The 26,806-nt window shown below is 71.6% G+C and carries 21 protein-coding genes; 11 read left to right on the top strand and 10 right to left on the bottom strand.

Annotation, left to right across the window (positions count from 1 at the left end; genetic code table 11):
- The first annotated feature begins 22 nt into the window (after positions 1-22).
- The gene (locus ABD240_RS00425; protein ID WP_344334328.1) at positions 23-1,333 is read left to right on the top strand and encodes an acyltransferase family protein; all 1,311 of its coding nucleotides are present in this window, start codon (positions 23-25) and stop codon (positions 1,331-1,333) included.
- Positions 1,334-1,383: 50 nt separating this feature from the next.
- On the opposite strand, the gene ABD240_RS00420 is transcribed toward ABD240_RS00425, so the two are convergent.
- The 4 genes from ABD240_RS00420 to ABD240_RS00405 form a co-directional block, all read right to left on the bottom strand.
- Positions 1,384-1,812 carry a type II toxin-antitoxin system VapC family toxin gene (locus tag ABD240_RS00420; RefSeq protein ID WP_291794677.1) on the bottom strand — a complete coding sequence of 143 codons (429 nt, stop codon included), beginning with the start codon at positions 1,810-1,812 and terminating at the stop codon, positions 1,384-1,386.
- On the bottom strand, positions 1,809-2,036 hold the full coding sequence (locus ABD240_RS00415; protein WP_291794676.1) for a FitA-like ribbon-helix-helix domain-containing protein: 228 nt from the start codon (positions 2,034-2,036) through the stop codon (positions 1,809-1,811). The genes ABD240_RS00420 and ABD240_RS00415 overlap by 4 nt, the downstream gene beginning before the upstream one ends.
- A 129-nt stretch (positions 2,037-2,165) precedes the next feature.
- The gene (locus tag ABD240_RS00410) at positions 2,166-2,609 is read right to left on the bottom strand and encodes a hypothetical protein (RefSeq protein ID WP_291794675.1); all 444 of its coding nucleotides are present in this window, start codon (positions 2,607-2,609) and stop codon (positions 2,166-2,168) included.
- An 85-nt stretch (positions 2,610-2,694) separates the two neighbouring features.
- A complete protein-coding gene (locus ABD240_RS00405) occupies positions 2,695-3,219 on the bottom strand; it encodes a hypothetical protein (protein WP_291794674.1) in 525 nt (174 codons plus the stop codon).
- A 119-nt stretch (positions 3,220-3,338) separates the two neighbouring features.
- On the opposite strand from ABD240_RS00405, the gene ABD240_RS00400 reads away from it, so the two are divergent.
- Both ABD240_RS00400 and ABD240_RS00395 read left to right on the top strand, forming a co-directional pair.
- A complete protein-coding gene (locus ABD240_RS00400; protein ID WP_291794673.1) occupies positions 3,339-4,841 on the top strand; it encodes a histidine kinase in 1,503 nt (500 codons plus the stop codon).
- Complete coding sequence (locus ABD240_RS00395) at positions 4,838-5,524, top strand: response regulator (RefSeq protein WP_344334325.1); 687 nt, start codon at positions 4,838-4,840, stop codon at positions 5,522-5,524. The genes ABD240_RS00400 and ABD240_RS00395 overlap by 4 nt, the downstream gene beginning before the upstream one ends.
- 87 nt (positions 5,525-5,611) lie before the next feature.
- Here ABD240_RS00395 and ABD240_RS00390 read toward each other — a convergent pair whose 3' ends face one another.
- The 4 genes from ABD240_RS00390 to ABD240_RS00375 all read right to left on the bottom strand — a co-directional run bounded on the left by ABD240_RS00390 (position 5,612) and on the right by ABD240_RS00375 (position 11,422).
- Positions 5,612-6,559: a siderophore-interacting protein gene (locus ABD240_RS00390; RefSeq protein ID WP_344334323.1), complete on the bottom strand. Its 948-nt coding sequence runs from the start codon at positions 6,557-6,559 to the stop codon at positions 5,612-5,614.
- A gap of 95 nt (positions 6,560-6,654) precedes the next feature.
- Positions 6,655-7,707, bottom strand: coding sequence for a glucose 1-dehydrogenase (locus ABD240_RS00385; RefSeq protein ID WP_344334322.1), 1,053 nt, complete (start codon positions 7,705-7,707; stop codon positions 6,655-6,657).
- A 29-nt stretch (positions 7,708-7,736) separates the two neighbouring features.
- A complete protein-coding gene (locus ABD240_RS00380) occupies positions 7,737-8,612 on the bottom strand; it encodes an SMP-30/gluconolactonase/LRE family protein (protein ID WP_344334321.1) in 876 nt (291 codons plus the stop codon).
- A 128-nt stretch (positions 8,613-8,740) separates the two neighbouring features.
- Complete coding sequence (locus ABD240_RS00375; RefSeq protein WP_291795098.1) at positions 8,741-11,422, bottom strand: GNAT family N-acetyltransferase; 2,682 nt, start codon at positions 11,420-11,422, stop codon at positions 8,741-8,743.
- A gap of 22 nt (positions 11,423-11,444) precedes the next feature.
- Here ABD240_RS00375 and ABD240_RS00370 point away from each other — a divergent pair, with 22 nt between their 5' ends.
- Positions 11,445-12,032, top strand: coding sequence for a DUF5998 family protein (locus ABD240_RS00370; RefSeq protein WP_344334319.1), 588 nt, complete (start codon positions 11,445-11,447; stop codon positions 12,030-12,032).
- 14 nt (positions 12,033-12,046) lie between these two features.
- The gene (locus ABD240_RS00365) at positions 12,047-13,279 is read left to right on the top strand and encodes an alkaline phosphatase family protein (protein WP_344334317.1); all 1,233 of its coding nucleotides are present in this window, start codon (positions 12,047-12,049) and stop codon (positions 13,277-13,279) included.
- Positions 13,280-13,320: 41 nt separating this feature from the next.
- On the opposite strand, the gene ABD240_RS00360 is transcribed toward ABD240_RS00365, so the two are convergent.
- The gene (locus tag ABD240_RS00360) at positions 13,321-13,842 is read right to left on the bottom strand and encodes a GtrA family protein (RefSeq protein WP_344334315.1); all 522 of its coding nucleotides are present in this window, start codon (positions 13,840-13,842) and stop codon (positions 13,321-13,323) included.
- A 174-nt stretch (positions 13,843-14,016) separates the two neighbouring features.
- On the opposite strand from ABD240_RS00360, the gene ABD240_RS00355 reads away from it, so the two are divergent.
- From ABD240_RS00355 to manA, 6 genes are all read left to right on the top strand, one after another.
- Positions 14,017-15,771, top strand: a complete 1,755-nt coding sequence (locus ABD240_RS00355; protein WP_344334313.1) for a 5-(carboxyamino)imidazole ribonucleotide synthase — start codon at positions 14,017-14,019, stop codon at positions 15,769-15,771.
- 163 nt (positions 15,772-15,934) lie between these two features.
- On the top strand, positions 15,935-17,080 hold the full coding sequence (locus ABD240_RS00350; protein WP_291795038.1) for an acyl-CoA dehydrogenase family protein: 1,146 nt from the start codon (positions 15,935-15,937) through the stop codon (positions 17,078-17,080).
- A gap of 359 nt (positions 17,081-17,439) precedes the next feature.
- A complete protein-coding gene (locus ABD240_RS00345; protein WP_344334311.1) occupies positions 17,440-19,620 on the top strand; it encodes a transglycosylase domain-containing protein in 2,181 nt (726 codons plus the stop codon).
- 215 nt (positions 19,621-19,835) lie between these two features.
- A complete protein-coding gene (locus ABD240_RS00340) occupies positions 19,836-21,356 on the top strand; it encodes an LCP family protein (protein ID WP_344334309.1) in 1,521 nt (506 codons plus the stop codon).
- 415 nt (positions 21,357-21,771) lie between these two features.
- Positions 21,772-24,537 carry an NlpC/P60 family protein gene (locus ABD240_RS00335; RefSeq protein WP_344334307.1) on the top strand — a complete coding sequence of 922 codons (2,766 nt, stop codon included), beginning with the start codon at positions 21,772-21,774 and terminating at the stop codon, positions 24,535-24,537.
- 188 nt (positions 24,538-24,725) lie between these two features.
- A complete protein-coding gene (gene manA / locus ABD240_RS00330; protein ID WP_291795034.1) occupies positions 24,726-26,063 on the top strand; it encodes a mannose-6-phosphate isomerase, class I in 1,338 nt (445 codons plus the stop codon).
- Between the two features lie 80 nt (positions 26,064-26,143).
- Here manA and ABD240_RS00325 read toward each other — a convergent pair whose 3' ends face one another.
- Complete coding sequence (locus tag ABD240_RS00325) at positions 26,144-26,806, bottom strand: 3-oxoacid CoA-transferase subunit B (protein ID WP_291795033.1); 663 nt, start codon at positions 26,804-26,806, stop codon at positions 26,144-26,146.

Raw genomic sequence — 26,806 nt, 5'->3', positions numbered from 1 at the left:
GGAGTCGATCCGAGGAGCGCCCATGTCAGTCGTCCCCACACACCCGCGCAGCGCAGACCGGACCGTCCTCGTGCGCATCGCGGAGCGCGACGGGAGCATCGACGCGGTGCGGGCGCTCTCCCTGCTCGTCGTCGTGATGCTCCACGCTCTCATGGCGGGCGCAGGGCGTGCGCCGGACGGCGGCCTCACCGCCTCCGTAGCCATGGCCGGTGAGGGCTGGTTCGTGCCCGTGAGCTGGGTGGTCCAGGTGATGCCGCTGTTCTTCATCGCGGGCGGTTTCGCCGGCCTGCACCAGTGGCGGCGGATGCAGGGCCGAGGTGACAGCGCTGTGGACTATGTGCGTGTACGGGCGATGCGTCTCATCCTGCCCGCCGCTGTCATGATCGGGCTATCCGGGCTCGTGCTCGCCGGTGCCTCCGCGGCAGGAGCGGACGGCGAACTCGTCGCCGAGGCCGGCCGCAGGATCACGCAGCCCCTCTGGTTCCTCGCCGTCTATCTGGGCGTGACCTCACTCGTCCCCGTCATGGCCCGGCTCCACGAGCGGCACCGGGCTCTCACCCTCGCAGTCCTGGCCGCAGCGGTGCTGGGCACGGACCTCCTCCGCATGCACACGGACCTGCCGGTCGGGTATCTCGGCCTCGGGCTCGTGTGGCCGCTCATGCAGCAGATCGGCTTCCTCATGCACGACGGCGCATGCGCGCCGCGCTCCGCAGGCGGTCGATGGACGCCGGCGATGCTCCTGACCGGGGCGGGCCTCGCCACCGGCGGCCTCGCAGCTCTGGTCTCCTGCGGCTGGCCGGCGGACATGCTCGTCAACCTCAACCCGCCCACGGCTGCGCTCGCCCTCCTGGGCGTCGTGCAGTTCTTCCTGCTCCAGCTCGCGCGTCCGGCCCTCGACCGCTGGATGCGCAGACCTCGACCGGCCAGAGCCGTGCGGGCCGCCGGGGCACACGCAATGACGGTGTACCTGTGGCACATGCCTGTGGTCCTGCTGCTCGTGGCCGTGCTCTGGGTGACGGGAATGCCGTTGCCGGACCCGCACACTGCGGCCTGGTGGGCGACCCGTCTGCCGTGGCTGGCGGCGGTCTGCGCCCTCGTCGTCCCGGCAGCGCTCCTGCTCGCGGGAATCGAGCGCGGGAGCCGGCGCGCGCAGGCGGGACGAGCGGCGGCGCCGGGCGCTCGCCTTGCGGCGAGGACCGCGCTCGCGGTGCTCTGCGGGATCGCCGGCGTGACCCTCGCGCTCCTCGCCGGTGCGGCCGACCTGCCGGCGGTGATCTGCGCGGTGGCGCTGCTCGCGGCGGGTGCGGGGCTGTCCGCCGGACGCGGACGGTGAGGACCGGAGTGCTCTGTTCGTTCAGGTGCTGCACGGTCGGGTGTGACGGTCTATGGACCCGCGGACTCGTCCTCCCAGGGATTCACGATGCGCACACCGGTGCCCTCGAAGTCGCGGGCGTTCCGAGTTGCCAGTGCGCAGTCCCGGGCGAGGCAGATGGCGGCGATCATCAGGTCCTCGGCACTCATCGTTCGTCCTGCGGCTCTGCCGGCAGCGCGGACCTGTGCGTACTGCCGGGCTGCCGCCTCGTCGAAGGGAAGCTGACGTGCGCCCGCCCCCTCGATCAGTGTTTCGACCTGCTCGTGCAACCGTGTTCTGCGTGCGCCGTCAGGGAGCCGTCGAACGCCGTAGAGAAGCTCTGCGATGCTGATGGTGGTGAGCGCGGATTCCAGGGAGTGCTTCTGCATCCACGTGAGCACCGCGGGAGAGGGGTGGGGCTTCAGCGGCTCCGAGAGGACATTCGTGTCCAAAACGATCATGACAGTGAGATATCTCTGGGAGCGGAGCGAGTCGGCAGTTCGAACTCGCCGCGCACCTCGACGGCTCCGCGGAGCCACTCCGCGATGAAATCGACCCGCGGCGCCGCAGCGGCTTCGAGAATCGTCCGCGCCTCAGCTTCCATCGAGCGGTTGTGCTCTGCGGCCATGCGCTTGAGCGCACGCCTCGTCTCCTCCGGCAGGCCTCTGATCGTCAGCGTCGCCATATCGCCCTCCTCATTTGCTTTCAATGCTAGCAAGCTGCCGCTGGAGTGAGAAGCCTCGTCGGTGGCGAGAGCGCGCAGCGCGGAGAGGGTTCGGTATGCGGAGAGGCGGTGACGGAGACCAGCCGGTGCTCACACGCGCCGGAGCCGGCGCAGGCCGAGGGCGAGGCCGCCTGCGAGTGCACCCCAGACGAGATTGGTCACCAGCACCATCGGGATCGCGACAGGGTGGGCGAGAGGACCTTCGAGACGTCCGAGGAGCAGAGGGGAGAGAACCCCGGAGAGCAGGATCGCGAGCACACCGTAGGCGAGTCCGGCCAGGAGGAGCGTGAGGAACGGCCGCGGGATCCGGCTCAGCCCCACCACGAACACCCACACGAGGGTGATGGCGACGGTGGCACCCAGGGAGCCGGCCGCGGAGGGGACCGGGCCCGCCTCCCCGACGACGCCGGTGATCTTCAGCAGCGGGCGGCTGAGTGCGAAGGCACCGAGGACCAGGGCCCAGACGAGGCTGGTCGAGGGGAGCCGAGGTGTGCTGCCGTCCGCTGGGCGCGGGGCGGGAGGAACTGCGGTCATGACGGGTCTCCGTGGGATTCTCGGTGCGAGGTGGGAGGTGCAGGGCACCAGGTGCATGGGGCAGGGGGAGCGGAGGGGCGGCCGTTCAGGTGCCCCGCACCCCGCGCGTCCGCGCACGAGCGAGCAGTGCGCTCAGACCTGCGGCGACGAGTCCGCACACCGCACCCACGAGCGTGCCGGTGACCAGACTGGAGAGCACCGCGAAGCCGCGGAGGATGAGGTTCTGCGCCGCAGGGGCGAGTTCCGTGAGATTCCCGCCCAGCCGCGGAGCGCCGGCGGGAAAGGCCGTCGTCCAGAAGATCTGGTGGATGACGGCGAGGAGGACGCCGTAGACCGCACCCACCAGGAGCAGCGTGAGGAACGGCCTCCGGATGCGGAGGAAGAGCACTGCGGCCACCCACACGAGGACGGGGACGTACACGAAGAGCGCATTCAGCGCTGTGCCCTCCTCGAGGATGTGCAGGTCATGGAGGATCACACGGGGTGCGCCCAGGAGCGCCAGGCCGAGGACGAGGAGGACGAGTCCCCCTCCTCGTGGGCCGGCGGCTGCGGAGTGTGGGTCGCCGGGTGCGGGCTGAGAGCTGATCGTGCTGCGTTCTGAGAAGGTCATGCCTCCACGCTAGGAACCGGGACGCCCCTCCCACATCCGTCCGGAAGCGACAGCTCGCGCCCGGCAGCTGTCGCCTCGGAGCGACTGTGCGGCGCCGCCGCCGTTCCTACACTGAGGTCATGACGTCGAGAGGCAGCCCGGAACGAGGGAACGGCCCGCGTGCGCGGGTGTTCGACCTCGTCCTCGCCGTGCTGGTGTGGGGCTCCGTCTCCTGGCTCATCACGGCCGATCAGGCGGGAGACCGTGCCCCGGACGCCCTGGCCTACCTCTGGGCGCTGGGCCTGGGCTGCCTCATGCTTGTCCGCCGCCGGTATCCGCTGCTCGTCCTCTGGATCACGGTGGCCGCGCTCTTCGGCTACTACACGGCCGGCTATCCCGCGGTGGGCCTGAGCGTGCCGGCGGCCGGCGCGCTGCTCACCGCTGCGGAGTTCCGCCGCCTGCGCTGGCCACTGCTGGCCTCGGCCCTCCTGCTCACCGTGAGCTACGGTGCCAGGACGCTGCAGGGACAGGATCTCACCCGGATCATCGGCTACGAGCTGGTGGGCCACCTGGGTCTCATGGCGGCTGCGATCGCCCTGGGCACGAGCATGCGGCTGCGGCGTGAGCTGCAGGAGCGCACGGCACAGCTCGTGCGCGCGGTGCGGGAGAAGGAGTGCCGCGAGGCCCAGGCCGCGCTCGCCGCCGAGCGCACCGCGATTGCCCGGGACCTGCACGATTCGCTGGGCCACCGCCTCGCGGTGCTGTCCCTGCACACCGAGGTCGCCGCCGAGGCGGCCGATGCGTCCGCGGCGCGCTCCGCGCTCGCCGTCATCCGGGAGACCGTCGACGCCATGTCCGTGGAGCTGCACCGGACCGTCCGTGCGCTGCGGCGGAGCGAGGACGGTCAGGGTGCGGTGCGCTCGCCGCGCTCGCTCGCCGGCCTCGAGTCCCTGTTTGCCGCCCTGCCCGTGGAGACGCACGTGACGATGGACCGCGCGCTGCGCACCGGTGCCGTTCGTCTGCCCGCGCCGGTCGAGGCTGCGGCCGTGCGGATCGTCCAGGAGGCCCTCACCAATGTCGTCCGGCACTCACTCGCCACGCGGGCGCGAGTCACGATCACCCTCGGGTCCGGGAGCGGGACCGAGACCGAGGCCGAGACCGAGACCGGGATCGAGGCTGGGACCGGGAGCAGGACCGAGGCCGGAGACGGAGGCGCCACCGAGACGCGGAGCGGAGCTGCGCCGGAGGGCGCCGAGCGACTGCACCTGGTGATCGCGGATCCGGGCCCGCCTCGGCGCGAATCGCTCGCGGACCGCCCCGAACCGCGGGACGGCGTGCCTCGGCGCGCGGCTGAGGACGGTCTCGGCGGCCTCGGCCTCCTCGGCATGCGCGAGCGAGCTGAGGCGCTGGGAGGCTGTTTGGAGGCCGGTCCCCGGGCGCTCGCGGACGCCGACCGCGCAGGCCCCGACGACGCAAGTCCCGATGGCGCAGGCCCTGACAGTGCAAGCCCCGATGGTGCAAGCCCCGACGGTGCAGGTCCCGGCGACGCAGCCCGCAGTCAGAGGGATCCGCTCGCCCGGGGGTTCGTCGTCGAGGCGCGGCTGCCGCTCGGTGCGGACGGGGGAGAGGAGGAGCACACGTGATCACCGTGCTCCTGGTCGACGACCAGGACCTCGTACGCGCCGGTCTGCGCGCCCTCCTGGAGAGCACGGAGGACATCGAGGTGGTGGCGGAGGCCGCCGACGGTGCACAGGCTCTCCGCGCAGTGGCCGCCCACGCGCCCGATGTGGTCCTCATGGACCTCCGCATGCCGGTCATGGACGGGATCGAGGCCATGCGCCGCATCCGCGGGGACGCGGCGCTGGAAGGCACCCGCGTGCTCGTGCTCACCACCTTCGACGACGACGCGGACGTCCTCGACGCGGTGCGTGCGGGGGCGGCGGGCTATCTGCTCAAGGACACGCGGGCGGAGGCGCTGCGGGAGGCAGTGCGCAGCACTGCGGCCGGCGGCAGCCTGCTCTCTCCGCGCGTGGCCCGGACGGTGCTGGACCACGTGGCCGCAGGTCCGGGGGCCGCCGGGGCGGGTTCGGCCCCTCCTGCTGCTTCCGTGACAGCAGCCCTGCACCAGCTCACGGAGCGGGAGCGCGAGGTGCTGGCACGGCTCGGGTACGGGGAGACGAACGCGGAGATCGCACAGAGGCTGTTCCTCAGCCCGGCGACGGCGCGGACCTATGTGAGCAGGATCCTCACGAAGCTCGGAGCCAGGGACCGGACCGAACTCGCGCTGCTGGCGGTGCGCGCCGGACTCACCGCTGAGGATCGCTGATCCGGGAACGAGCCCCGCATACCGAGGGCGGAGCACCGGTTCGAGAGGACCGAGCCGTGTGAGAGCAGATCCGCAGCGTGCCGAGCCTCAGCGCGCGGCCTCGGCCTCGCAGCGCGCGCAGGGGATGGGCTCGAGGCGTTCGTAGTCGGCGCGGCCGCGGCGCCAGTAGCCGTCCACGCTCCAGCTGTCGCGCGGCAGGCCCTCGCGGAACATGAGGTGGCAGCGCAGCGACTTCACGCTCAGTGCCTCTCCGGCGGCCCAGACATAGCCGCTGCGGTCCGGGAGCGTGTGCCGCATGACGGCGTCGGCGAGCATCGTCGTGGTGCCGGGAGCGGCATCGCCGCGGTGCAGCCAGTGGACGGTGAGATCCGCGCGGGTGGGCAGGTCGATGTGCGAAGCCGCGTCCTGGACCTCGACGTAGGCCGTGACCGGGGTGCCCTCGGGAAGGGACTCGACCCAGCGGGCCAGGGCGGGCAGCGCGGATTCGTCGGCGGCGAGCAGGTACCAGTCGTAGACGTCGTCCTTGACGAGGTACGCACCGCGCGGGCCCAGTGCGCCGAGCCGGTCACCGGGAGCGGCCTCGGCCGCCCAGTGCGCGGCGACACCGTGGGTGCCCAGGACGAAGTCGATGTCGAGGGTGCGCGCCTGCGGGTCGAACCAGCGCACGGTGAAGTCGCGGTGGACCGTCCCGCGGGGCGACCACTGTCCGCCGGAGAACTCCGGCAGCACCGGCTCTCCGGCGGCGTCCGTGTCGAAGATGAGCTTGAGGTGGTCGTCCGGGCTGATGAACGGGAACTCGGCGAAGTCGTCGTCGGCACGGAACCGCACCCGCTTGAGATTCGCGGAGAGCTGCGCGGCGCCGACCACGGTGAGCACGCGGGCGCGGGGCGTGAAGCGATAGGTGGCGGTGCGTGCGGACTCCCGCATCGCCTCGTGGGGCGTGCGGAACGCCGGACGGGGGACGGCGGGGGAGAGCTCCGCGAAGCGGCCTGCACCCGTGGTTCCCGGGATGCCGTCCGTCAGCAGAGTGCTCACTGTGTCCTCCTCAGACCTCGCGTGTGCTTCCACGGTACTCCGCGAGGACAGGTCAGGCAAGGCTAAGTGAGCGCAGTGTTGCCTGACCTGGGGGCTCAGCTCTGCAGGTCGATGAGGACCTTGATGTCCTCGGGACGATGTTCGAAGGCGGTGTCCAGCTCCGTGAGCGGGACCCTCCGGGTGACCAGCGAGGCCAGCCATTCCCCGTCCGCCCGGGCGAGCGCCTCGGCCGCCGTGGTCCAGTGGCGGACATTGGCGTTGACGGAGCCCAGCACCACGGCATTGCTGAGGACCATCCGCGTGCCGAGGGCCGCGAGGTCCAGCGCCTCGGAGCGGGCGCCGTCCCCCAGCCCCACCAGCGCGGTGAGGGAGTACGGGCGGTCCCTGCCGAGCACGGCGCTGATCACCGGGCCGGCACCGGTGGTCTCGAGCACGATGTCCGCCTCCGTCTCCGCGAGCACCGCGCCGGGATCCTCCGCGTGGTACTCGGCGCCGAGCGCTCCGACGAGCGCGGGCTTCCCACCGTCCTCCACACGATCGACCACATGGACCTCCAGCCCCCGCTGTCTGCCCATGAGCGCGGCCAGCAGACCGATCGGCCCCGCACCCGTCACCACCGCGACGGCCGGGCGGTACCAGGCGCGGGCTCCCACCCGGTCGAGCTGGTCCCATGCCTTCGCCACCACGGAGGCCGGCTCCAGCAGTGCACCGCTGAGCCCGAGGGCCGCGTCGACGCGGACGGCGAACTCCGGTTCCACGGTCCATCGCTGCGCACCGAAGCCGTCGAGCTCCTTGATGCCGCGCTCCCGGTAGCGGCCGTTGCGGCACATGTCGAACTCACCGTGCGCACAGGCCCCGCACGGCTCCGGGTCCGGGCGCCGGACGACGCCCACCACGTGCTCGCCGGCCCGGAAGCCGGAGCCCGGCGGCGCGGAGAGCACGCGGCCGAGCGACTCGTGGCCGATCACCAGGCGACTCCGCCCGGTCGGAGCCGAGCCGTACACCCCTGAGAGCAGCTCGCGGTCCGTGCCGCAGATCCCGAGCGCGAGGCCCTCCACGAGCAGCTCTCCGCCGGCGGGCTCCGGCGCGTCGATCTCCTCGACGCGCACGGAGCCGGCGCGGCCGGGCTCTGCGGTGATCGCCTTCATGACGGTTCCTCCTCGTCCGGTGCGCGGGCTCATCCCGCGAACGGTCTGACGGGCCGGCCGACGGCACCGGGCTTCACGGTGAAGACCGCCCCCGCCTGCGGCTGGGACCCCGCGGGCACGTTCTCGCGGGTGGTCGTGATGAAGAGCTCGTCCAGCCGCTCCCCGCCGAAGGCGCAGGCCGTGACGTTCGTCACCGGCAGCTCCACCACCTCGGCGAGGCGTCCGGAGGGCTCGCGGCACTCCACGCGGGAGCCGCCGTAGATCGCGGTCCACACCCTGCCCTCGGAGTCGACGCAGAGCCCGTCCGGCCCGATGGCGCCGTCCCGTTCGTCCAGTGCGAAGAGCGTGCGCGGTTCGCCGAGGCCGGTCTCCGGGTCCCAGGGGGAGACGGTGGTGCGCCGGGCCGGTGTGTCGTTGTGGTAGGCGAGGGTGCCGTCCGGGCTCCAGTCGATGCCGTTGGAGACCGTGAGGCCGCGGCGGACGGTCCGCACCTCCAGCTCCGGGGTGACCTCCAGCAGCACCGCGCCGCCGTGCGCCTGGTCGTAGCGCATGGAACCGCAGAGCAGTGAGCCGGTGGGAGAGGCGCCGCCTTCGTTGAAGCGCACGCCCGGGTCGTCCAGCACGGACAGCGCCGGGCGCAGATCGCTCAGTGCCGGGTCACGGGACAGGCTGAGGCCGTGCTCCGTCACGACGGCCGCTCCGCCGCCTGCGCGCGGTCGGAGGAAGGCGGCGACGGGGCCGCCGACGTCCGCGTGCGAGACGCCCGCGGCGGTGAGGGTCAGCACCCGTCCGCGGGTGAGGTCGACCCACCGCAGGGAGTTCGCGAGCGCCGAACCGTCGTCAGGCCACCACACCGGTCCCTCGGCGTGGAAGGAGAGGGGCTCCGTGTGCTGTGCGGCCTTCATCCCTCCACTGTAGGAGCACACCCCGCCGGAGCACGAGGCCTCCCGTGCAGAGGATCCGGGGGGTCTCCGCCGGGCGGGGCACGGGCTCGGGCGGGGCGGCGTCCGCATCCGCCCGAGCCCGGGGCGGTTCAGGCCAGCCGGCGGCGGCCGGAGTCGATCCGGTCGTGGGACTGCCGCAGGACCACGCGGACACTGAGCAGGTGCGCGTCCGCGGGCGTGGCGACCACGGGGTGGATCTCCAGATCCGCGATGGAGGGAACGTCGTCCACCAGTGCGGACACGCGCAGCAGCAGGTCCTCGAGCGGCGCGACGTTCGCCACCGGCAGCCCCTTGTAGCCGAACAGGCGGGGAGCGGACTTCACGGAGCGGATCATGGAGGCGGCGTCCACATCCGTGAGCGGTGCGACGCGGTGGGCGATGTCGCCCACGAGCTCCGTCGTGTCACCGGCGAGGGAGAACGAGACGATGGGCCCCAGCAACGGGTCCTCGCCGGCACGGATGACGCAGGGGATGCCCGGGGGCGCCATCTGCTGGACGTCGATGCCGCGGGGACCGCCCGGCTCCGCGTACTCGCCCACGAGTTCCTGCACCTGCTGGTAGTCGTCCCGCAGCTCCTCCGGGGTCTCGATGTTCAGCCGCACGCCGCCGAGCTCCATCCGGTGCCGCAGCCGCTTGTTGACGGCCTTGATGGCGACGGGGTAGCCCAGCCGGTCCGCTGCCTCGAGCGCCTCGTCGACCGTCGCGGTGGTCACCAGCGGCAGCGCGGAGAGCCCGTAGGCGGAGATGAGCTCGCGCGTCTCCGCCGGTCCCAGCAGGACGGGACCGTCGTCCGCGGCCTCGAGCGCCTCGGCGACCACGGTGCGCGCCCTCCTCCTGTCGATGCCCTCCAGCTCCGGGTAGCGGCCGTGGTCCTCCGCCCGCCACATCGCGTAGTCGACGGTGCGGGCCAGCGACCAGACCGCCTCCTCCGGGCCGAAGTAGCTGGGCACCGAGCGCGAGGCCCGCCCGCCCTCCGCGTCCGCGACGAAGGCCGTGAGCTCCTCGCGCACGCCCTGCACGCCGGAGAAGCACGCGACCGTCGTCTTCTCCGACGTGGCGGCGAGCTCCGAGAGCGCGGCGGCGATCTCGGACTCCGAGGCCCCTGCGGACGGGGTGAAGCTCACGATCACGGAGTCGACGTCGTCGCGGTCGAACATCTCCGCGAGCGCCTGGGCGAACTCGTCGGCCTGGACCTCCGGGTGGAGGGAGACCGGGGGGACGGACACGTCGAGGCCCTCCGCCCGGGCGCCCTGCGCCAGCAGCGTCGCGACGGCCGCGGAATTCCCCACGATCCCCAGGCGCCGGCCGGCAGGCAGGGGCTGGGAGGTGAGGACCTGGGCCACGTCGAAGAGCTGCCGGGTGGAATCGGCGCGGATGACGCCCGCCTGGGTGAAGATCTCGTCGAGGGCGCTCGAGGCCCTCTCCTCGAGCCCGGAGAGCCGCACCTGGTGGCCCGGCGGCAGCTCCTGCCCGGTCAGGTCGCTCTTGACCACGACGACGGGCTTCACCCGGGAGACGCGGCGGGCGATGCGCGAGAACTTGCGGGGATTGCCGATCGACTCGAGGTAGAGGCCCACGGCCGAGGTCGCGGGATCCTCCTCCCAGTACTGGAGGACGTCGTTGCCGGAGAGGTCCGCGCGGTTGCCGGCGGAGACGAAGGTCGAGATGCCGAGCCCCAGCTGGGTGGCCCGCGCCAGCAGCGCCGTGCCCAGCGCCCCCGACTGGCTGAACAGGCCCAGCGTGCCGGCCTCCGGGAAGAAGGGGGAGAGGGAGGCGTTGAGGGCGACGTCCGCAGCGGTGTTCGCGATGCCGAAGCTGTTGGGGCCCACCAGGCGCATCCCGTGCATGCGGGCGGTGGCGACGACCTCGCGCTGCAGCTCACGGCCCTCCTCGCCGGTCTCCGCGAAGCCGGAGGAGACGACCACGACGGCCCTGACCCCGTGGGCGGCGCAGTCGCGCACCACCCCGGAGACGGCCTCGGCGGGCACGGCGATGACCGCGAGGTCCGCCGGTTCCGTGAGCTCTTCGAGGCTGCGCACGGTCGGCAGTCCGGCGATCGAGTCCGCCTCCGGGTGGACGATGGTGAGTGTGCCCGTGAACCCTGCGGAGGAGAGGTTGCGCACCAGCAGATTGCCGGTGGAGTGCCGCTTGCGGGAGGCGCCGATCACCACGACGGAGCGGGGGTGGAGGATCTGGCGGACGCTCAGCGACTCCGCACGGTGCTCTCGTGCCGCTGTCACCTGCATCGATTTGTCGGTGGGGTCGATCTCGAAGCGGACGGCGACGACCCCGTCGTCGAACTCGCGCGAGACCGCGTAGCCGGCGGCGGCGAAGACCTGGAGCATGGAGCGGTTCTGCGGCAGGACCTCGGCGGTGAAGACGGTGATGCCGTTCTCCAGCGCGGCGGCGGCGAGGTGCTCGAGCAGGATCGAGCCGATCCCGCGGCCCTGGTGGGCGTCCGCGATGTTGAACGCGACCTCGGCGGAGACCGCGTCCAGCCGGTCGTAGCGGCCCACCCCGATGATCTCCTCTCCCACGAGCAGGATGAACGCCACGCGGTCGGAGTAGTCGACGGTGACGAAGCGCTGGAGCTCGCGGGGCGGGAGCTCCGGCATGGGCGCGAAGAAGCGCAGGTAGACGGACTCGGGCGACTGGGCCTTGTGGAAGCGCTGGAGGGCGTCGGCGTCCTCGGGCACGATGGGGCGCAGATGTGCGGTGCCCCCGTCGCGGAGGACGACGTCGGCCTCCCACTGGGCGGGATAGCTCTTCATGGTGGAAGTCTATGCTGGTCGCATGTCCGTTCCCCATGCACTCGTCAAGGACCTGCAGGCTGCCGGCTACTATCCGCAGCTGGCGGGGACCATGCTCCTCGAGAGCCTGTTCGACGAGGAGATCATCAGCCATCTCGTCCACATCGACACGCATGTGGACCTCGATTCGATCCACCGCCACGTCACGGCCTTCGCGCTCACGCCCACGCGTCTGCTCATCGCCCACGTCGACGACGATCCCCAGCCCGCGCCGCCGGGGGAGCCTCCCCGCGGCATGACCTCCTCGGAGGCCGTCGAGCTCACCGACGTGCGCACCGTGCTGATCGGGCGCACCTACGAGAAGCCGGCGGGGTTCAGCCCCGGGCAGCCCCCGGTGGAGGTCTCCCTCACCCTGGGCTGGGGGCAGAACGCGCGGATCGACGCCTTCCCGGAGTCCTGTGCCGACCCGCAGTGCGATGCCGACCACGGGTACGGGGGGAGCCTGCTGTCCGAGGACCTCAACCTGCGCATCTCCGCCCAGGCGGAGGGGCCGGAGGTCGTGGAGCGCGCGGAGTCCTTCGCGGTCGATCTGCGCCGGGCCGCCTTCCGGGCGCGCCGCGGGCTGGTCTGAGCATGGGCGGCGCGGTGCCGGCCGGACCGGCGGCCGGGGCGGTGGGAGCGGCCTCGGGGGCGGCGGCCTCCGGTGCGGAGGAGGGCGCGGCCGAGGCGCTGGTGCGGGGCCCGGACTACTCCGGCCCCCTGCTCTCCGACGTGATCCCGGCGGCGGCGCTGGCCGTGGGCGCGGAGCAGATCCTCGACGCCGAGGCGATCGCCCGGGCCCGGCGCATCGCACCGCAGGCCGCGGCCCGGACCGCGGTGGTGGTGCTGGTGGACGGCATGGGCTCCCTGCTGCTGCGCAGACGCGCGGCGCACGCGCCGTTCCTCCGCTCGCTGCTACGGGACGAGCAGCTGCTGAGCGCGGGCTTCCCCTCCACCACGGCCAACTCCCTGTCCTCCCTGGGCACGGGCCTGCTGCCGGGAGCGCACGGCGTCATGGGCTACCGCCTGCTGGACCCGGAGCGCGACGAGGTCTTCAACCAGCTCACGGGCTCCGAGCACGTGGACGGCCGCGCCTGGGTCCCGGACGACACGCTCTTCGACCGGCTCACCGCAGGCGGTGTGGAGGCCGTCAACCTGGGCGAGCCCAAGTTCGCCGGCCGCGGTCTCAACACCGGCTCCATGCGCGGGGCGCGGTTCCGGGGCTCGCAGTCGCTGGACGAGCGCGTGCGGCACGCCGTGGAGGAGGCGAAGCGGCCGGGCTCACGGGTCGTCTACCTGTACTGGGGAGCGCTGGACAAGACCGGCCACGGCCGCGGCGTGGACTCCTGGGAGTGGCTGGAGCAGCTCGAGCACGTCGACGAGCAGCTGAAGGTGCTTGCGAACAGCCTGCCCGCGGATTCGACCCTGCTCATCACCGCGGACCACGGCATGGTCGACGTGCCCCACGAGGGCCGCCTCGACCTCGCAGAGCATCCTGACCTGCGCGGGCTCCTGCGCGCCGTGGGCGGGGAGCCGCGGGCCGCGCACCTCTATGCCCGCCCGGGCGCCGTCGCCGAGGCCGCCGCGGGTCTGCGCGAGCGCGTGGCCGGGAAGGCGACGGTCCTCACGCGTGAGGAAGCCGTGCGGGCCGGCCTGTTCGGTCCCGTGCACACGGTGCGGCCGGAGAACCTGCCGCGGGTGGGCGATCTCCTCGTCATCGCGGGTGAGGGGTTCGGGATCGTGGACTCGCTCAGCGACTCCGCCTCCGCGCTGTCCCTGCTGGGCCACCACGGCGGAGTGACCGCCGAGGAGCTGGAGATCCCGCTGCTGACGGTGTGAGGTCGCCTCGGGGCGGCGGACCGTCCGCCGCGGCACCGCGGTTAGCCTCGCCCGGAGCCGGCCTCCGCGCCGTCGGTGCTGGCACCGGTCTCGTCGAGGCGCCCGCCCTCCTCGAGATCCACCCGCTGCCGCCGCGGCGGGCGGTGTTCGCCGCGCGGGCGGTAGAGGACGAAGCGGTACATGCTGTAGCGGAAGACATTGCCCAGGGCCGCTCCCACGATGTTGCCGGAGACGTTGTCCGCCAGCGCGGAGGTCAGCCCGAGCACGTGGTTGGAGAACCACAGGCAGGCGACCGCGAGGAGCAGGCCGGCGCCGTTGACGGCGAAGAAGCCCACCGCCTCGAGCGCGGGGGAGTTGGTCTTCCCGTCCTTGAAGGTCCAGTACCGCGAGCCCAGCCAGGCGACGAGCGTCGCGGCGGCGACGGAGGCCACCTTCGCCCAGATCGGGCCGATGCCCAGTGCCTCGATGCGCAGCGCGTTGAACAGCGCGATGTCCACGACGAAGGCCACCCCGCCCACAGCGGAGAACTTGCCCAGACGGCGGATCTCCCTGCCAGCTCCCATGCCCGTCACGATAGCGAGCGCGGCTGAGCATCGCGTGCAGGCGGCAGCGGGCGGCCCCGCCGTCCACGTCAGGCGAGCGGTTCCGAGCGGCCGGAGCGGGGCTTCCGCGCCGAGGCGGCGCCGTCCTGCGAGCGCCTGGCGCGGCGGGGGAGGCAGTTGCATAGACTGGCGCCTGTGACTTTCCCCAAGATCGGCGTCGTGGGCGGCGGACAGCTCGCCAGGATGATGGCGCCAGCAGCTGAGGCGCTCGGCGTCTCCTTCCATGTCCTCTCCGAGGCCCCGGGCTCCTCTGCGGCCCAGGTCTCCTCACAGGTGACGGTGGGCGACTACCGGGACTTCGACACGCTCCGCGCGTTCGCGGAGTCCGTGGACGTCCTCACCTTCGACCACGAACACGTGCCGCCGGAGCATCTGCGGGCGCTCGAGGCCGCCGGCCACAGCGTGCACCCCACCCCGGACGCCCTCATCCACGCGCAGGACAAGATCGTCATGCGGCGCAGGATGGACGAGCTCGGCCTGCCCAACCCCGCGTGGGCTGAGGTGGGCAGCGTCGAGGAGCTGCGGACGGCCGCGGAGCGGATCGGCCTGCCGCTGATCCTCAAGACGCCGCGCGGCGGCTACGACGGCCACGGCGTGCGCGTCATCTCCGACCCCGCCGAGGCCGCGGACTGGTTCGAGACCGCCTCGGGCACCCTGCTCGCGGAGGAGAGGGTGGACTTCTCCCGCGAACTCGCCGTCATGGTGGCCCGCTCGCCCATGGGCCAGACGGCTGTGTGGCCGGTCGTGGCCACCTACCAGGAGAACGGCGTCTGCAAGGAGGCCGTGGCACCTGCGCCGGGCCTGGACGCCGAGGTCTCGGCGCGGATCCAGCGCGACGTCATCGAACTGGCCGCGCGGCTGGGCGTCACCGGCGTCATGGCGATGGAGATGTTCGAGACCGCGGACGGCTACCTCGTCAACGAGCTCGCCATGCGCCCGCACAACACCGGGCACTGGACGCAGGACGGTTCCCGGACCAGCCAGTTCGAACAGCACCTCCGCGCCGTTCTCGACCTCCCGCTGGGCGATCCCGCCGCACAGTTCCCCGTCACCGCGATGGTGAATGTGCTCGGGGCCGAGCACAGCGACCTCTACGGCGCCTACCTCCACGTGCTCGCGCACGACCCGGAGGTCAAGGTCCACATGTACGGCAAGGAGGTGCGGCCCGGCCGCAAGCTGGGGCACGTCAACCTCACCGGCGCCGGCAGGCCGGAGGACATCGTGGCCCGTGCCCGCCACGCCGCGGACTTCATCGCGGGCGTCGACACGGATCCGCATCCGGACCTGCCCGTCCCGGCGAGCCTCAGCAGCGCCGGAGCCGGCCTGCTGAGCACGGCTCCGGACGGTGCAGCTCCGAACCAGGGCGCCTCCGAGGTTCGTCCCCGCGTGGGCATCGTCATGGGCTCCGACTCGGACTGGCCCACGATGGAGGCCGCGGCGGCGCAGCTGCGGGACTTCGGCATCGAGTTCACCGCCGAGGTCGTCTCCGCCCACCGCATGCCGCACGAGATGATCGAGTGGGGCGCGACCGCGGCCGCCCGCGGCATCGAGGTCATCATCGCCGGTGCCGGGGGAGCGGCCCACCTGCCGGGCATGCTCGCCTCCGTCACCTCGGTCCCCGTCATCGGGGTGCCCGTGCCGCTCACGTACCTGGACGGAATGGACTCGCTGCTCTCGATCGTGCAGATGCCTGCCGGAGTGCCGGTGGCGACGGTCTCCGTGGGCGGGGCCGCCAACGCCGGTCTGCTCGCAGTGCGCATCCTCGCCGCCGGCAGCGGCGAGGACGCCGCCGCGCTCACCGCGGCCCTCGACGACCACCGCGACGGGCTCCGCGAGACGGCCGCCGCCAAGGGCCGTGCGCTGCAGGAGCGGCTGGCCGGCGGGGAGTGAGCCCGCGGGGACCCATCCCGCCGCAGGACGCCGCGGCAGGACCACACCCTACTGAGAAGTAGGATGTGGTGTGGATCTCGGCACCAGCGGATCTCGAGCGAAACCCCATGTCTGACGAGCAGAGCCGTCTCTCAGAGGAGAGCCTGACAGAACGGAGAACTCCATGAACGATCTCTATCGCCCCACCGAGGAGCACGAAGAGCTGCGTGCTGCCGTCCGCGAGGTGGTCGAGGCGAAGGTCGCCCCGCACGCGGCGGAGGTGGACTCCGAGGCCCGCTATCCGCAGGAGGCGCACGACGCGCTGCTGGCCACCGACTTCTTCGCGCCCCACGTGCCGGAGCAGTACGGGGGAGTGGGTGCGGACGCACTCGCCACCGCGATCGTCATCGAGGAGGTGGCGCGCGGCTGCGCCTCGTCCTCGCTCATTCCGGCCGTGAACAAGCTGGGCTCCCTCCCGGTGGAGCTGGGCGGCGGTGAGGAGATCAAGCAGAAGTACCTGACGCAGCTGGCGGAGGGGCACGGCTTCTCCTACGGACTCTCCGAGCGTGAGGCCGGTTCCGACACCGCGTCCATGAAGACCCGTGCGGTGCGCGACGGCGACGGCTGGCGCCTCAACGGCGTGAAGACCTGGATCACCAACGCGGGCGTCTCCGACTTCTACACCGTCATGGCCGTCACGGATCCGGAGGGACCGCGCGGTCGCAACATCACCGCCTTCGTGGTGGAGAAGACGGACGAGGGCTTCACCTTCGGGGAGAAGGAGCGCAAGCTCGGCATCAAGGGCAGCCCCACGCGCGAACTCTTCTTCGAGGATGTGTACCTGCCGGGTGACAGGATCGTGGGCGAGGAGGGCGAAGGTCTCAAGATCGCTCTCCGCACCCTCGACCATACGCGGGTGACGATCGCCGCGCAGGCCGTGGGGATCGCCCAGGGCGCGCTCGACTACGCGATCGGCTACATCAAGGAGCGCAGGCAGTTCGGCAAGGCCATTGCGGACTTCCAGGCGATCCAGTTCATGGTCGCGGACATGGGCATGAAGCTCGAGGCGGCGCGCCAGCTCACCTACACGGCGGCGGCCAAGAGCGAGCGCAGCGACGCCGACCTCGGCTACTTCGGAGCGGCGGCGAAGGCCTACGCCTCGGACGTCGCGATGGAGGTCGCGACGGACGCCGTGCAGCTGCTGGGCGGTGCCGGCTATGTGCAGGACCACCCGGTGGAGCGCATGATGCGCGATGCCAAGATCACGCAGATCTATGAAGGGACGAACCAGGTGCAGCGCCTCGTGATGGGCCGCAAGCTGCTGGCCTGAGCATATGGCCTGGTGAGAGGCACCCTCCGCCCCGGAGCTTCCCTGGCTCCGGGGCGCAGCTCTCGCAGCTGCTGCCGTCCGGGTGGACAGAGGGTGCACGCTCAGACAGGCGCTGCGTTCTACGGCGCAGGCGCCGTCGAGGCATGCGCCGGCGGTCTCGCGGCCCTGCGGGATCTGCTCGGAGAACCGGCCTCCCGTCGCGCTGGCCGCTGCCCGGTCCGCCGGATGCAGTGCCTGCCGGATGGGGAACGGCCACGCACACGGCTGTCCCGTGCGACACTCGGACGGCAATATCCCTTGAGAGTTCTCTCGGCGTGTGCTGGATGCGGGTGTCACCGTCCTTCGGTACCGTCGCGGCCATGGTGACTTCCGAGCAGAGGACCCCCGGCCGCGCCTCGGGAAGGGCCGCGCCCGGCTCCCGGGGCAGTGGCCTCCTGCGCGCCGGCGCGGGCACGCGAGCGGGTGCCATGCTCCACTTCGTCGCGGTCAGCTGCATCGCCGGCCTCGTGGGTGCCGGCCTCGCGATCCCCGGCGTGGGCCTGGCCGCCGTGGGCGCGGACACCGGAGCGGAGGTGTTCGAATCGCTTCCGGCGGAGCTCGACGAGCGGCCTCTCGCGCAGCAGTCGCGCATGCTCGCAGCGGACGGTTCGGAGATCGCGACCTTCTACTGGCAGAACCGCGAGGAGGTCGGCTTCGACGAGATCTCGCAGGAGATGAAGGACGCCACCGTCGCCGTCGAGGACTACCGCTTCTACGACCACGCCGGGGTGGACCTGCAGGGGATCGCGCGTGCCGCCGTGAACAACCTGGTCTCCGACTCCACCCAGGGCGGTTCCACCCTCACGCAGCAGTACGTGAAGAACGTGCTCGCACAGAACGCCTCCCAGGAGGAGAACGACGAGGCCTACGAGGAGGCCACCCGCGCCGATGGGGCGGAGGGCCTCGCCCGCAAGCTGCGCGAGGTCAAGCTCGCCGCCGCGGTGGAGAACCGCTACAGCAAGGACGAGATCCTCCACCGCTACCTCAACATCAACAACTACTCCGGTTCGCCCAACGTCTACGGGGTGGAGGCGGCCGCACACCGGTACTGGGGCGTGTCCGCCTCCGAGCTGAATGCGGCGCAGGCGGCGACGCTGGCCGGCATCGTGCAGAATCCGAGCGCCTTCAACCCGGAGCGGCACCCCGAACGCACACTCGAGCGCCGCAACACCGTGCTCGCCCTCATGCACGAGCACGGCTTCATCGACGAGGAGGAGCACGAGCAGGCCCGGCAGAGCGATCTGGACCTCGACATCCAGTCCACCCCCAACGGCTGTGCCGCGGCCGGGGGAGAGGCGTACTTCTGCGACTTCGTGCAGCAGGTCATCGAGAACGACGAAGCCTTCGGCGAGGACGCGGACGCGCGCCGGCAGCTGCTGCAGCGCGGCGGCCTCACCATCCGCACGTCCCTCGACCCGGACATCCAGAAGATCGCGGACGAGGCCGTGCGCAGCCGGGTGCCGGCCGACGATCCCTCCGCCGCCGGGCACACCGCCGTGACGGTGGAGCCGGGCACCGGGCGCGTCGTCGCGATGGCGCAGAACCGCGACTACACCGCCGGGGAGGCGGAGTCGACGGCCGAGACGCAGCTCAACTACAACGTCGGCAGCCACGTCGGAGGCACCGCCGGCTTCCAGGTGGGCCCCACCTGGAAGCCGTTCGTGCTCGCGGAGTGGCTGCAGGAGGGCAACGGCCTCGACACGACCGTCGACGCCTCGCGCCGCACCTTCCCGGCCGACGCCTGGCACTACGGCGACTGTCCCGCCATGGGCGGGGAGTGGGACCCTCGCAACGCCGGCGACAGCGACGCGCGCCCGTCCATGTCCGCGCTCGAGGCCACGCAGCAGTCCGTCAACACCGCGTACGCCGCGATGGGCTCGCGGCTCGACATGTGCGGCATCCTCGACACGGCGGACTCCCTGGGTCTCACCTACGGCAACGGGGACCCGCTCGACACGGCGGACGGCGACGGCTTCATCCCGGCGCTGAGCCCCGCCTCGATCCTGGGCACGGTGCAGGCGGCCCCGCTGGACATGGCCTCCGCCTACGCCGCCTTCGCCGCGGACGGTGAGTACTGCAGGCCCACACCCATCGAGGGCATCACCGACGCGGACGGCACGGAGCTCGAGACGCCCTCGGCGGACTGCGAGCAGGCGCTCGACCCGCAGACGGCGCAGGGCGTCGCCTATGCCATGAGCCGGACGTTCGACGGCGGCACCACCAGCGGCCTCGGGATCGGCGTGCCCGCCGCTGCGAAGACCGGCACCACGAACTTCGAGGTGGGCTCCACCTCCCTCGCGGGTTTCACCCGCTCGCTCTCGACCTACGTGTGGACCGGCGACCCGGACGGCGGGCGGGACTGGCGCACGGAGGGCGCGGGCGCCGTCAGCGGCGAGATCTTCGGTGCGACGATCTCCGGCCGCACGTGGCAGGACATCATGCGGCAGGCGGCCCCGCAGCGCGAGGGGAACACCGGTTTCCCCCGGCCGGCCGGGGGCTGAGTTCGACCGGACCACACGGGCGTGCGGACAGGTCGCTTCCCCCGCCCCCCGCCCGCGGGCAGCCGAGCGCCGCCTCGGCACCTCCGCGCGGAGTGCACAGTGCTCTCCCCGCGCGCCTCCACAGGATCCCCAGCGGCATGCGGCACAGTGGTGGGGCGGGCGGACCTGCGCGTCTCCCGTGTCCTTCCCCGTGCGAGTCAGACGGAGCAGCCAGCGTGAGCGAAGTGAAGCGGACCGAACACCGCCTGCGGATCGCAGACCCCCTGCGAAATCCCACTCGGCTGGATGCCGCGCACCGCGACGTGCGCGGCTGGGTCCTGCTGCTGGCGACCGTCCTGCTCCCGGGGAGCGTCCAGTCGTACTTCCGCTCCCGCCGCTCGCGGATCGCGCTCGGCATCACCCTCGTGGTCTGGGTGTGCGCGCTGCTGGCCCTCGTCCTCGTGCTGGTGCGCCGGCAGTTCGCCTTCTCCCTGGCGACCAATCCGATCCTCCTGCCCGTGGTGCTGCTCGTCGTCGCGGTGGGCGGCGTCAACTGGCTGCTCTGCCTGCTCGACACCGTCAGACTCGTGCGGCTGCACACCCTCAGCCGCAGGGCCCGTCCGCGGTTCCTCGCCGCGGCGCTCGCCGCCGTGCTCCTCGTCACCGGCGGCACCGCCTGCGCCGGGGTGATGGTCAACAGCCAGCGCGGCCTCATGTCGGAGCTGTTCGCCTCCGGCAAGGCCGCCAAGCCCGTGGACGGCCGGTACAACATCCTCCTGCTGGGCTCCGACGCCGGCAAGGGAAGGCAGGGCATCCGGCCGGACAGCATCACACTCGTGAGCATCGACGCGAAGACCGGCGCCGCCGTGATGGTGGGACTGCCGCGCAATATGCAGAATGTGCCCTTCCCGGAGGGCACGCCGCTGGCCGGTGAGTACCCGCAGGGCTTCGACTGCGGTGACGAATGCCTGCTCAATGCCGTCTACCAGGCCGGCGAGGAGCATGCGGACGCCTTCCCGGACGCGGAGACGGCCGGAGTCCAGGCGATGAAGGACGCCGTCACCGGAGTCACCGGCCTCGAGGCGCAGTACTACGCGATGATCGACCTGCAGGGCTTCGAGGATCTCATCGACGCCATGGGCGGCATCACAGTGGTCTCTCAGAAGCGCGTGCCCATCTCCAGCAAGGTGGATCCCGCGACCGGCAAGCACGGCCCCGTGAAGGGCTGGATCGAGCCGGGGGAGCAGAAGCTCGACGGCTATCACGCCCTGTGGTTCGCCCGCTCCCGCGAGTTCTCTTCCGACTACGAGCGCATGGTGCGGCAGCGCTGCGTCCAGGACGCGATGCTCCGGCAGCTGAACCCGCAGACGGTGCTGCTGCGGTTCCAGGACATCGCCAAGGCCGCCCCCGAGGTGGTCTCCACGGACATCCCGCAGGTCCAGGTGGACGATTTCGTGGATCTCGCGCTCAAGACCCGCGCCGCCGGCACCACCTCCGTCGATCTCACCCCGCCCGAGGTCAACCCCACGCACCCGGACTTCGACTCGGTGCGCGCCCTCGTGGCGGAGACCGTGGAGAAGTCGCAGGCCTCGGCGGAGGAGACCACGCCTGCGGCCGCCCCCGCTCCGGCGGGGAGCCTGCTCATGGCTCCCGGAGCCGTGCTCACGGCCGGTCCCGCCACCGCGCTCGCAGCCGGTGCCGAGGACGGCGGGGGCTCCGGGGATGGCGGCGACGAGGAGATCTGTTCGGTGCCCTGATCTGTGCGGTGCCCGGAGAGGTGCCCCGCCGGTCGGCCGGCTGCGTGCGCCGGCCGTCACGGTCGTGCTGCGGAGGCTGCGGCTGCGTGCCTCTCTCCACCCTGCCGAATTCGCACGATTCGCGCTCCCGACTCCCTGCCGGTACGATTCTCGCGAGCGAATGGAGCAGTTCTCGGCGTGTCCTCCTCCTGCGCCGTGAACTGATGAGGTAACGGGCAGATCTTTTTCCGAGCGCTCCTCCCGCGTCAGCATGCGGAACTACATCGGTGTAGTTATGGTCATCCGAGGATTTTCAACTCAGACACGCCCAAAGTATGTAACAATTCTGAGATGTTGGGGCGTCACCTCACACCCAGTGAGGAGCCGGCCCTGCAGAAGCCTCAACTTCCCTGTCTTCCTCGAAAAGGCTGAAACGATGAGAATCCTCCTGCCTTCCGCAGCGGCATGCGCTGCGGCGGTGATGGTGACGACCATCGGTCTGAGCGGATCGACGGACGCGGTCGCCGCGCCGGTGAACCCCGATGTCAGCGAGACACCGCTGACAGAGATCGATGAGGGCGGACTGGACGCTCCGGGCGCCCGCGCCTCCTCCAACAGCACCGCGGCGGTCTCCAACCGCAGCACCACGAACCTTCCCGGGCTCCTCCGGGCGCCCACCGCGGCGCAGAACCTCTCCGCCGGACCGGCCGCAGCGGCCGCCGCTGCGGGTTCCGCCTTCTCGGCCACCCCGATGGGCCTCGCGGACTCGTCCGCCGGCTCTTCCGGCGAGGAGGGCGATGCGGACGGCGACTCCGAACAGCAGGCGCCCGCGGAGACCCAGGCGCCCGCTGAGGCGTCGACCCCGTCCCCCGCTGAGGCGGAGTCCGAGGAGCCGGATGCCTCCGAGGCGCCGGCGGACGAGCCGACCGAGGGGCCGGCCGGCGTGGGCTCCGTCAAGGACCAGACCGAGGACGGCGTGACGATCGCCGCCATCAGCGAGGTCATGGAGGTCCCCTCGAAGAATCCCAGTGTGGTGGGCGTCGCCTACGAGGGCACCGCGGACGTCACCTTCGAGATCCGTCAGAAGTCCGGCGACTCCTGGGGCGCCTGGGAGGACGTCGACCTGGACTCCTCCGCGGAGGGCCTCAGCGGTTCCGAGCCCTTCGTCGTGGTGGGTGCCCAGGAGGTCCAGGTCCGCGCCCTCGGTGAGAGCGGCACGCCGGCCTCCACCCAGCTGGTCCTCGTCGACCCCAAGCGGTCGAACTACGACGCAGAGGCGGTGCGCAACAACGAACCGGTCGCGCCGCCTGCCGTCTCCGGCGACTCCGGTGCGGACGCTGCCGAACAGCAGGACGCGGCGGGCTCCCTCGACACGGCCGGCACGGAGGCGACCAACGTCTCCTACGCGCCGGGCTCCGCGAGTGTGGGCAACACCGCGGTGAAGAAGGTCTCCAAGCCCAAGATCGCCTCCCGCAAGGAGTGGGGCGCCAACGAGTCGCTGAAGAACGGCAGCCCCTCCTACGCCTCCTCCGTCAAGGCTGCGGTCGTGCACCACACGGCCGGTGCCAACGGCTACTCGGCCGAGGACGTGCCCTCCATCCTCCGCGGCATCTACTCCTTCCACACGAAGGGCCAGGGCTGGGCCGACGTGGGCTACAACGTCCTCGCGGACAAGTACGGGCGCCTCTGGGAGGGCCGCGCAGGCGGTCTGGACCGGGCCGTGGTCGGAGCGCACGCCCAGGGCTTCAACACCGGGACGTTCGGCATCTCCGTGATGGGCACCTACGACAAGAAGGCCCCGCCGCAGAAGACGATCGACGCGGTCAGCCACGCGATCGCCTGGAAGCTGTCCAAGGACGGCGTCTCCTCCAAGGGGACGACGACCGTCAACGGCAAGAAGATCAAGACGGTGGTGGGCCACCGCGACGTGGGCCAGACCTCCTGCCCGGGTGACGCCTTCTACAGCAAGCTCGGCGGCATGCGCGACGCGATCTCCAAGATGGAGAGCGGCGGCGCGACGCCGGACGAGAAGAAGGACGACGGCAAGAAGGACGACAAGAAGAAGGACGAGTCGAAGTCGCCCATCGAGAAGAAGTACGAGGGCCACGTCAAGCAGCTCGGCAAGCCCAAGGGCAAGGAGTACTCCGTGGCGGGCGGCCGTGCCCAGGAGTACGAGAAGGGCCGCATCTACTGGACCAAGGACACCGGCGCGCAGATCGTCAAGGGCGCGTTCAACAAGGCCGTGGACGAGGATCTGCTCAAGCAGATCGGATTCCCCACGGCCGATGAGAAGGGCGGCCTCAAGAACGGCGGCTACTACCAGGCCTTCCAGAAGGGGGCGATGCACTACACGAAGGACACCGGTGCACAGCCCACCTGGGGCGTCCTCCAGGACTACTGGAAGGACAAGGGCACGGAGAAGGGGCACCTGGGCTATCCCACAGGAGCGCCGACCGTGACCGACGGCCGTGCCGAGCAGACCTTCCAGGGCGCGCGCCTGGTGTGGGCGGAGGGCTACGGCACCACGGAGTTCTCGCCGCGGGGCGACATCCGCGCCGCCGTGCACGACGACAACGCGGCCCAGGGAGGTGAGTCCGGTGGGTCCGGGGAAGATTCATCGGACCCGACTCCCTCGCAGTCGCCCAGCGCCGAGCCCTCGGCCACCCCGAGTGCAGAGCCGTCCGCCTCGCCCGAGCCCACTGCCGCACCCGAGGAGAAGGAGGACGAGGGGAAGTCCGACGACTCCGGGAAGAAGGACGACGGCAAGAAGAAGGACGAGAGCAAGGACGACGGCAAGAAGAAGGACGAGAGCAAGAAGGACGACAAGAAGGACAAGGAGAAGGCGGAGGCCGCCAAGCGCGATGACATCATCGCAGAGGCCAAGAAGCACATGGGCGTCCGCTACCGCTGGGGTGGCACCAGCCCCACCTCCGGCTGGGACTGCTCCGGCTTCACCCAGTACGTCTTCAAGCAGAACGGCATCGACATCCCGCGCACCTCGGGTGCCCAGCGCAACGCCGGGAAGGTGATCTCCCAGAAGGAGGCGAAGCCCGGTGACCTCATCTGGGTGCCCGGCCACATCGGCATCGTCTCCGAGAGCAAGGGGAAGATGTACGACGCGGGCAGCTCGCGGACCAACACCTCCAAGCGCAGCTACGACTGGATGCTCAAGCGGGGCGCAGTGTTCATCCGCGTGATCTGAGCCCTGCGCGAACCGCTCACCGCAACCGGTACGCGGGCCGCACGGGCGGCCGCCGCGCCGGCGGGGCCGGAACACTCGACCGCATCTGCATGAACAGCAGATGAGCAGTCGGTGCTCCGGCCCCGCCGGCGCTTCCGGCCGTCATACCATGGTCCGGATATGGAACACACGCCGGCGAGAGGAACGATGTGGAGCTGCTGGAAGGCACGGTGCGCGACTACGCGTGGGGCAGCCCCTCGGGGATACCGGAGATCCTGGGCCGGACGCCGGACGGGACGCCCGTGGCCGAGCTCTGGCTGGGTGCGCATCCGCAGGGACCGGCCGCGGTGCGCGGACGGGAGGGCGTCGATCTCCACACGCTCATCGGTGAGGATCCCGGCAGGCTGCTGGGGGCCGAGGTCCTCGAACGCTACGGCCCTCGTCTGCCCTTCCTGCTGAAGCTCCTCTCCGCCCGGACCGCACTCTCGATCCAGACCCATCCGAGTCTCACGCAGGCACGCGCCGGATTCGCGGCGGAGGAGGCGGCAGGCATCCCGCGGGACGCCCCGGGGCGCAGCTATCGGGATGCCTGGCACAAGCCCGAACTCGTCTGCGCGCTCACCGAATTCCACGCTCTCTGCGGCTTCCGGCCGCTGCGGGCGCTGCGCGCCACCGTCGAGAGGTTCCGTGCGGTCGCGGACTCGCTGCCGGGCCGGGAGGCACAGGCGCTGGAGGACTGGTGGCTGCTCCTCGACCCCGCAGCGACCTCGGCGGAGGCCGGTGAGCGCTTCACTCTCGAGAGGACCCTCGCTGCGCTGCTGGGGGAGCGCGAACGCTACGGTGCGCTGGCCGATGCGCTCGCGGACTCCTCCCTCGGCGAGGCACCGGCGGACCACGCCTCCCGCGAAGGCACCTGCACGGACCCCCTCGTGACGCTGCGCGAGACCAACCGTGACTTCCGCACGGACCCCGGCGCCCTCGTCGCGGTCATGCTGCGGCGCTTCCGCCTGGAGCCGGGGGAGTGCCTCGCACTCGAGGCGGGTGTCATGCACGCCTACCTCGGCGGCCTCGCGGTGGAGATCATGGCCTCCTCGGACAACGTGCTGCGCGGCGGGCTCACCTCCAAGCACATCGACGTCGAGGAGCTCCGGCGCACGGCGCTCTTCTCCACCGCCGCCCCCCGGGTGCAGCGAGCCGTGGGCGGCAGCGAGCTGAGGGGGAGCACGGACGACTTCGCGCTCACCGTCGTGGACACCCGGCACGCGGAGGGCGGAGGGCCATCCGCACCCGAGGTCCTCTCCCGCCCGGGTCCTGATGATCCGCGCGACCGGGAACTCGGCCGCGCACCCCAGGTCCTCTCCCGCCCGGGTCCTCTGATCCTCCTGTGCACGGAGGGCGAGTTCTCCGTCACCGTGCCCGAGGCCTCGGGCACCGGCCCCTCCCAGCTCGCCCTCGGCCGGGGCGACGCGGTCTTCGTGGGCGCGGACGAGCCCCGCCCCGCGGTGCGCGGGACGGGGCTCCTGTTCGCCGCCTCGACGGCTCTGTGACGCCGCCGGGCCGGTGAGGCCGCGCACCGCCGTGAGCCCGTGGGCTCTCTCCGTGGAGCGGTCGCGGCCGTGCGCCGGCCTCAGGCGGCGACGGTGATCTCCGGGATCTCGCCCTCGACCGGTGCGAGACCCTCGGTCTTCTCCGCGATCTCCTCAGGGCTGACCCCCGGCGCGCGCTCCACGAGGCGGAAGCCGCTGCCGGTGACGTCGAGGACCGCGAGATCCGTGATGACCCGGGAGACGACCTCGCGCCCCGTGAGCGGCAGCTCGCAGCGCTGCAGCAGCTTGAGCGAGCCGTCCTTGGCGGTGTGGTCCATGAGGACGATGACCCTGCGGGCGCCGTGCACCAGGTCCATCGCCCCGCCCATGCCCTTGACCATCTTGCCGGGGATCATCCAGTTGGCGATGTCGCCGTTGCCGGCCACCTGCATGCCGCCCAGGATCGCGGCGTCGATCTTGCCGCCGCGGATCATCGCGAAGCTCTCCGCGGAGTCGAAGTACGCCGCGCCCGGCAGCATCGTGACGGTCTCCTTGCCGGCGTTGATGAGATCCGGGTCCAGCTCCTCGCGGGTGGGGTACGGGCCCACGCCCAGGAGGCCGTTCTCGGACTGGAGGACGACGCTCACGCCCTCGGGGATGTAGTTGGGGACCAGCGTGGGCATGCCGATGCCGAGGTTCACGTAGGAGCCGTCGGCGAGCTCGGCGGCCGCGCGGGCGGCCATCTGGTTGCGGGTGAGCGCCAT

The sequence above is a fragment of the Brevibacterium salitolerans genome (assembly GCF_039531405.1).
GTDB lineage: Bacteria > Actinomycetota > Actinomycetes > Actinomycetales > Brevibacteriaceae > Brevibacterium > Brevibacterium salitolerans.
The sequence above is the reverse complement of the archived record's forward strand: the minus strand, read 5'-3'. Positions and strand labels throughout refer to the sequence as shown.

What these genes read in the sequence shown, in the direction of transcription:
- ABD240_RS00425 (WP_344334328.1), top strand. Translation starts at nt 23, where the DNA reads ATGTCAGTCGTCCCCACACACCCGCGCAGCGCAGACCGGACCGTCCTC.
- ABD240_RS00420 (WP_291794677.1), bottom strand. Translation starts at nt 1,812, where the DNA reads ATGATCGTTTTGGACACGAATGTCCTCTCGGAGCCGCTGAAGCCCCAC.
- ABD240_RS00415 (WP_291794676.1), bottom strand. Translation starts at nt 2,036, where the DNA reads ATGGCGACGCTGACGATCAGAGGCCTGCCGGAGGAGACGAGGCGTGCG.
- ABD240_RS00410 (WP_291794675.1), bottom strand. Translation starts at nt 2,609, where the DNA reads ATGACCGCAGTTCCTCCCGCCCCGCGCCCAGCGGACGGCAGCACACCT.
- ABD240_RS00405 (WP_291794674.1), bottom strand. Translation starts at nt 3,219, where the DNA reads ATGACCTTCTCAGAACGCAGCACGATCAGCTCTCAGCCCGCACCCGGC.
- ABD240_RS00400 (WP_291794673.1), top strand. Translation starts at nt 3,339, where the DNA reads ATGACGTCGAGAGGCAGCCCGGAACGAGGGAACGGCCCGCGTGCGCGG.
- ABD240_RS00385 (WP_344334322.1), bottom strand. Translation starts at nt 7,707, where the DNA reads ATGAAGGCGATCACCGCAGAGCCCGGCCGCGCCGGCTCCGTGCGCGTC.
- ABD240_RS00380 (WP_344334321.1), bottom strand. Translation starts at nt 8,612, where the DNA reads ATGAAGGCCGCACAGCACACGGAGCCCCTCTCCTTCCACGCCGAGGGA.
- ABD240_RS00375 (WP_291795098.1), bottom strand. Translation starts at nt 11,422, where the DNA reads ATGAAGAGCTATCCCGCCCAGTGGGAGGCCGACGTCGTCCTCCGCGAC.
- ABD240_RS00370 (WP_344334319.1), top strand. Translation starts at nt 11,445, where the DNA reads ATGTCCGTTCCCCATGCACTCGTCAAGGACCTGCAGGCTGCCGGCTAC.
- ABD240_RS00360 (WP_344334315.1), bottom strand. Translation starts at nt 13,842, where the DNA reads ATGGGAGCTGGCAGGGAGATCCGCCGTCTGGGCAAGTTCTCCGCTGTG.
- ABD240_RS00350 (WP_291795038.1), top strand. Translation starts at nt 15,935, where the DNA reads ATGAACGATCTCTATCGCCCCACCGAGGAGCACGAAGAGCTGCGTGCT.
- ABD240_RS00345 (WP_344334311.1), top strand. Translation starts at nt 17,440, where the DNA reads ATGGTGACTTCCGAGCAGAGGACCCCCGGCCGCGCCTCGGGAAGGGCC.
- ABD240_RS00335 (WP_344334307.1), top strand. Translation starts at nt 21,772, where the DNA reads ATGAGAATCCTCCTGCCTTCCGCAGCGGCATGCGCTGCGGCGGTGATG.
- ABD240_RS00325 (WP_291795033.1), bottom strand. Translation starts at nt 26,806, where the DNA reads ATGGCGCTCACCCGCAACCAGATGGCCGCCCGCGCGGCCGCCGAGCTC.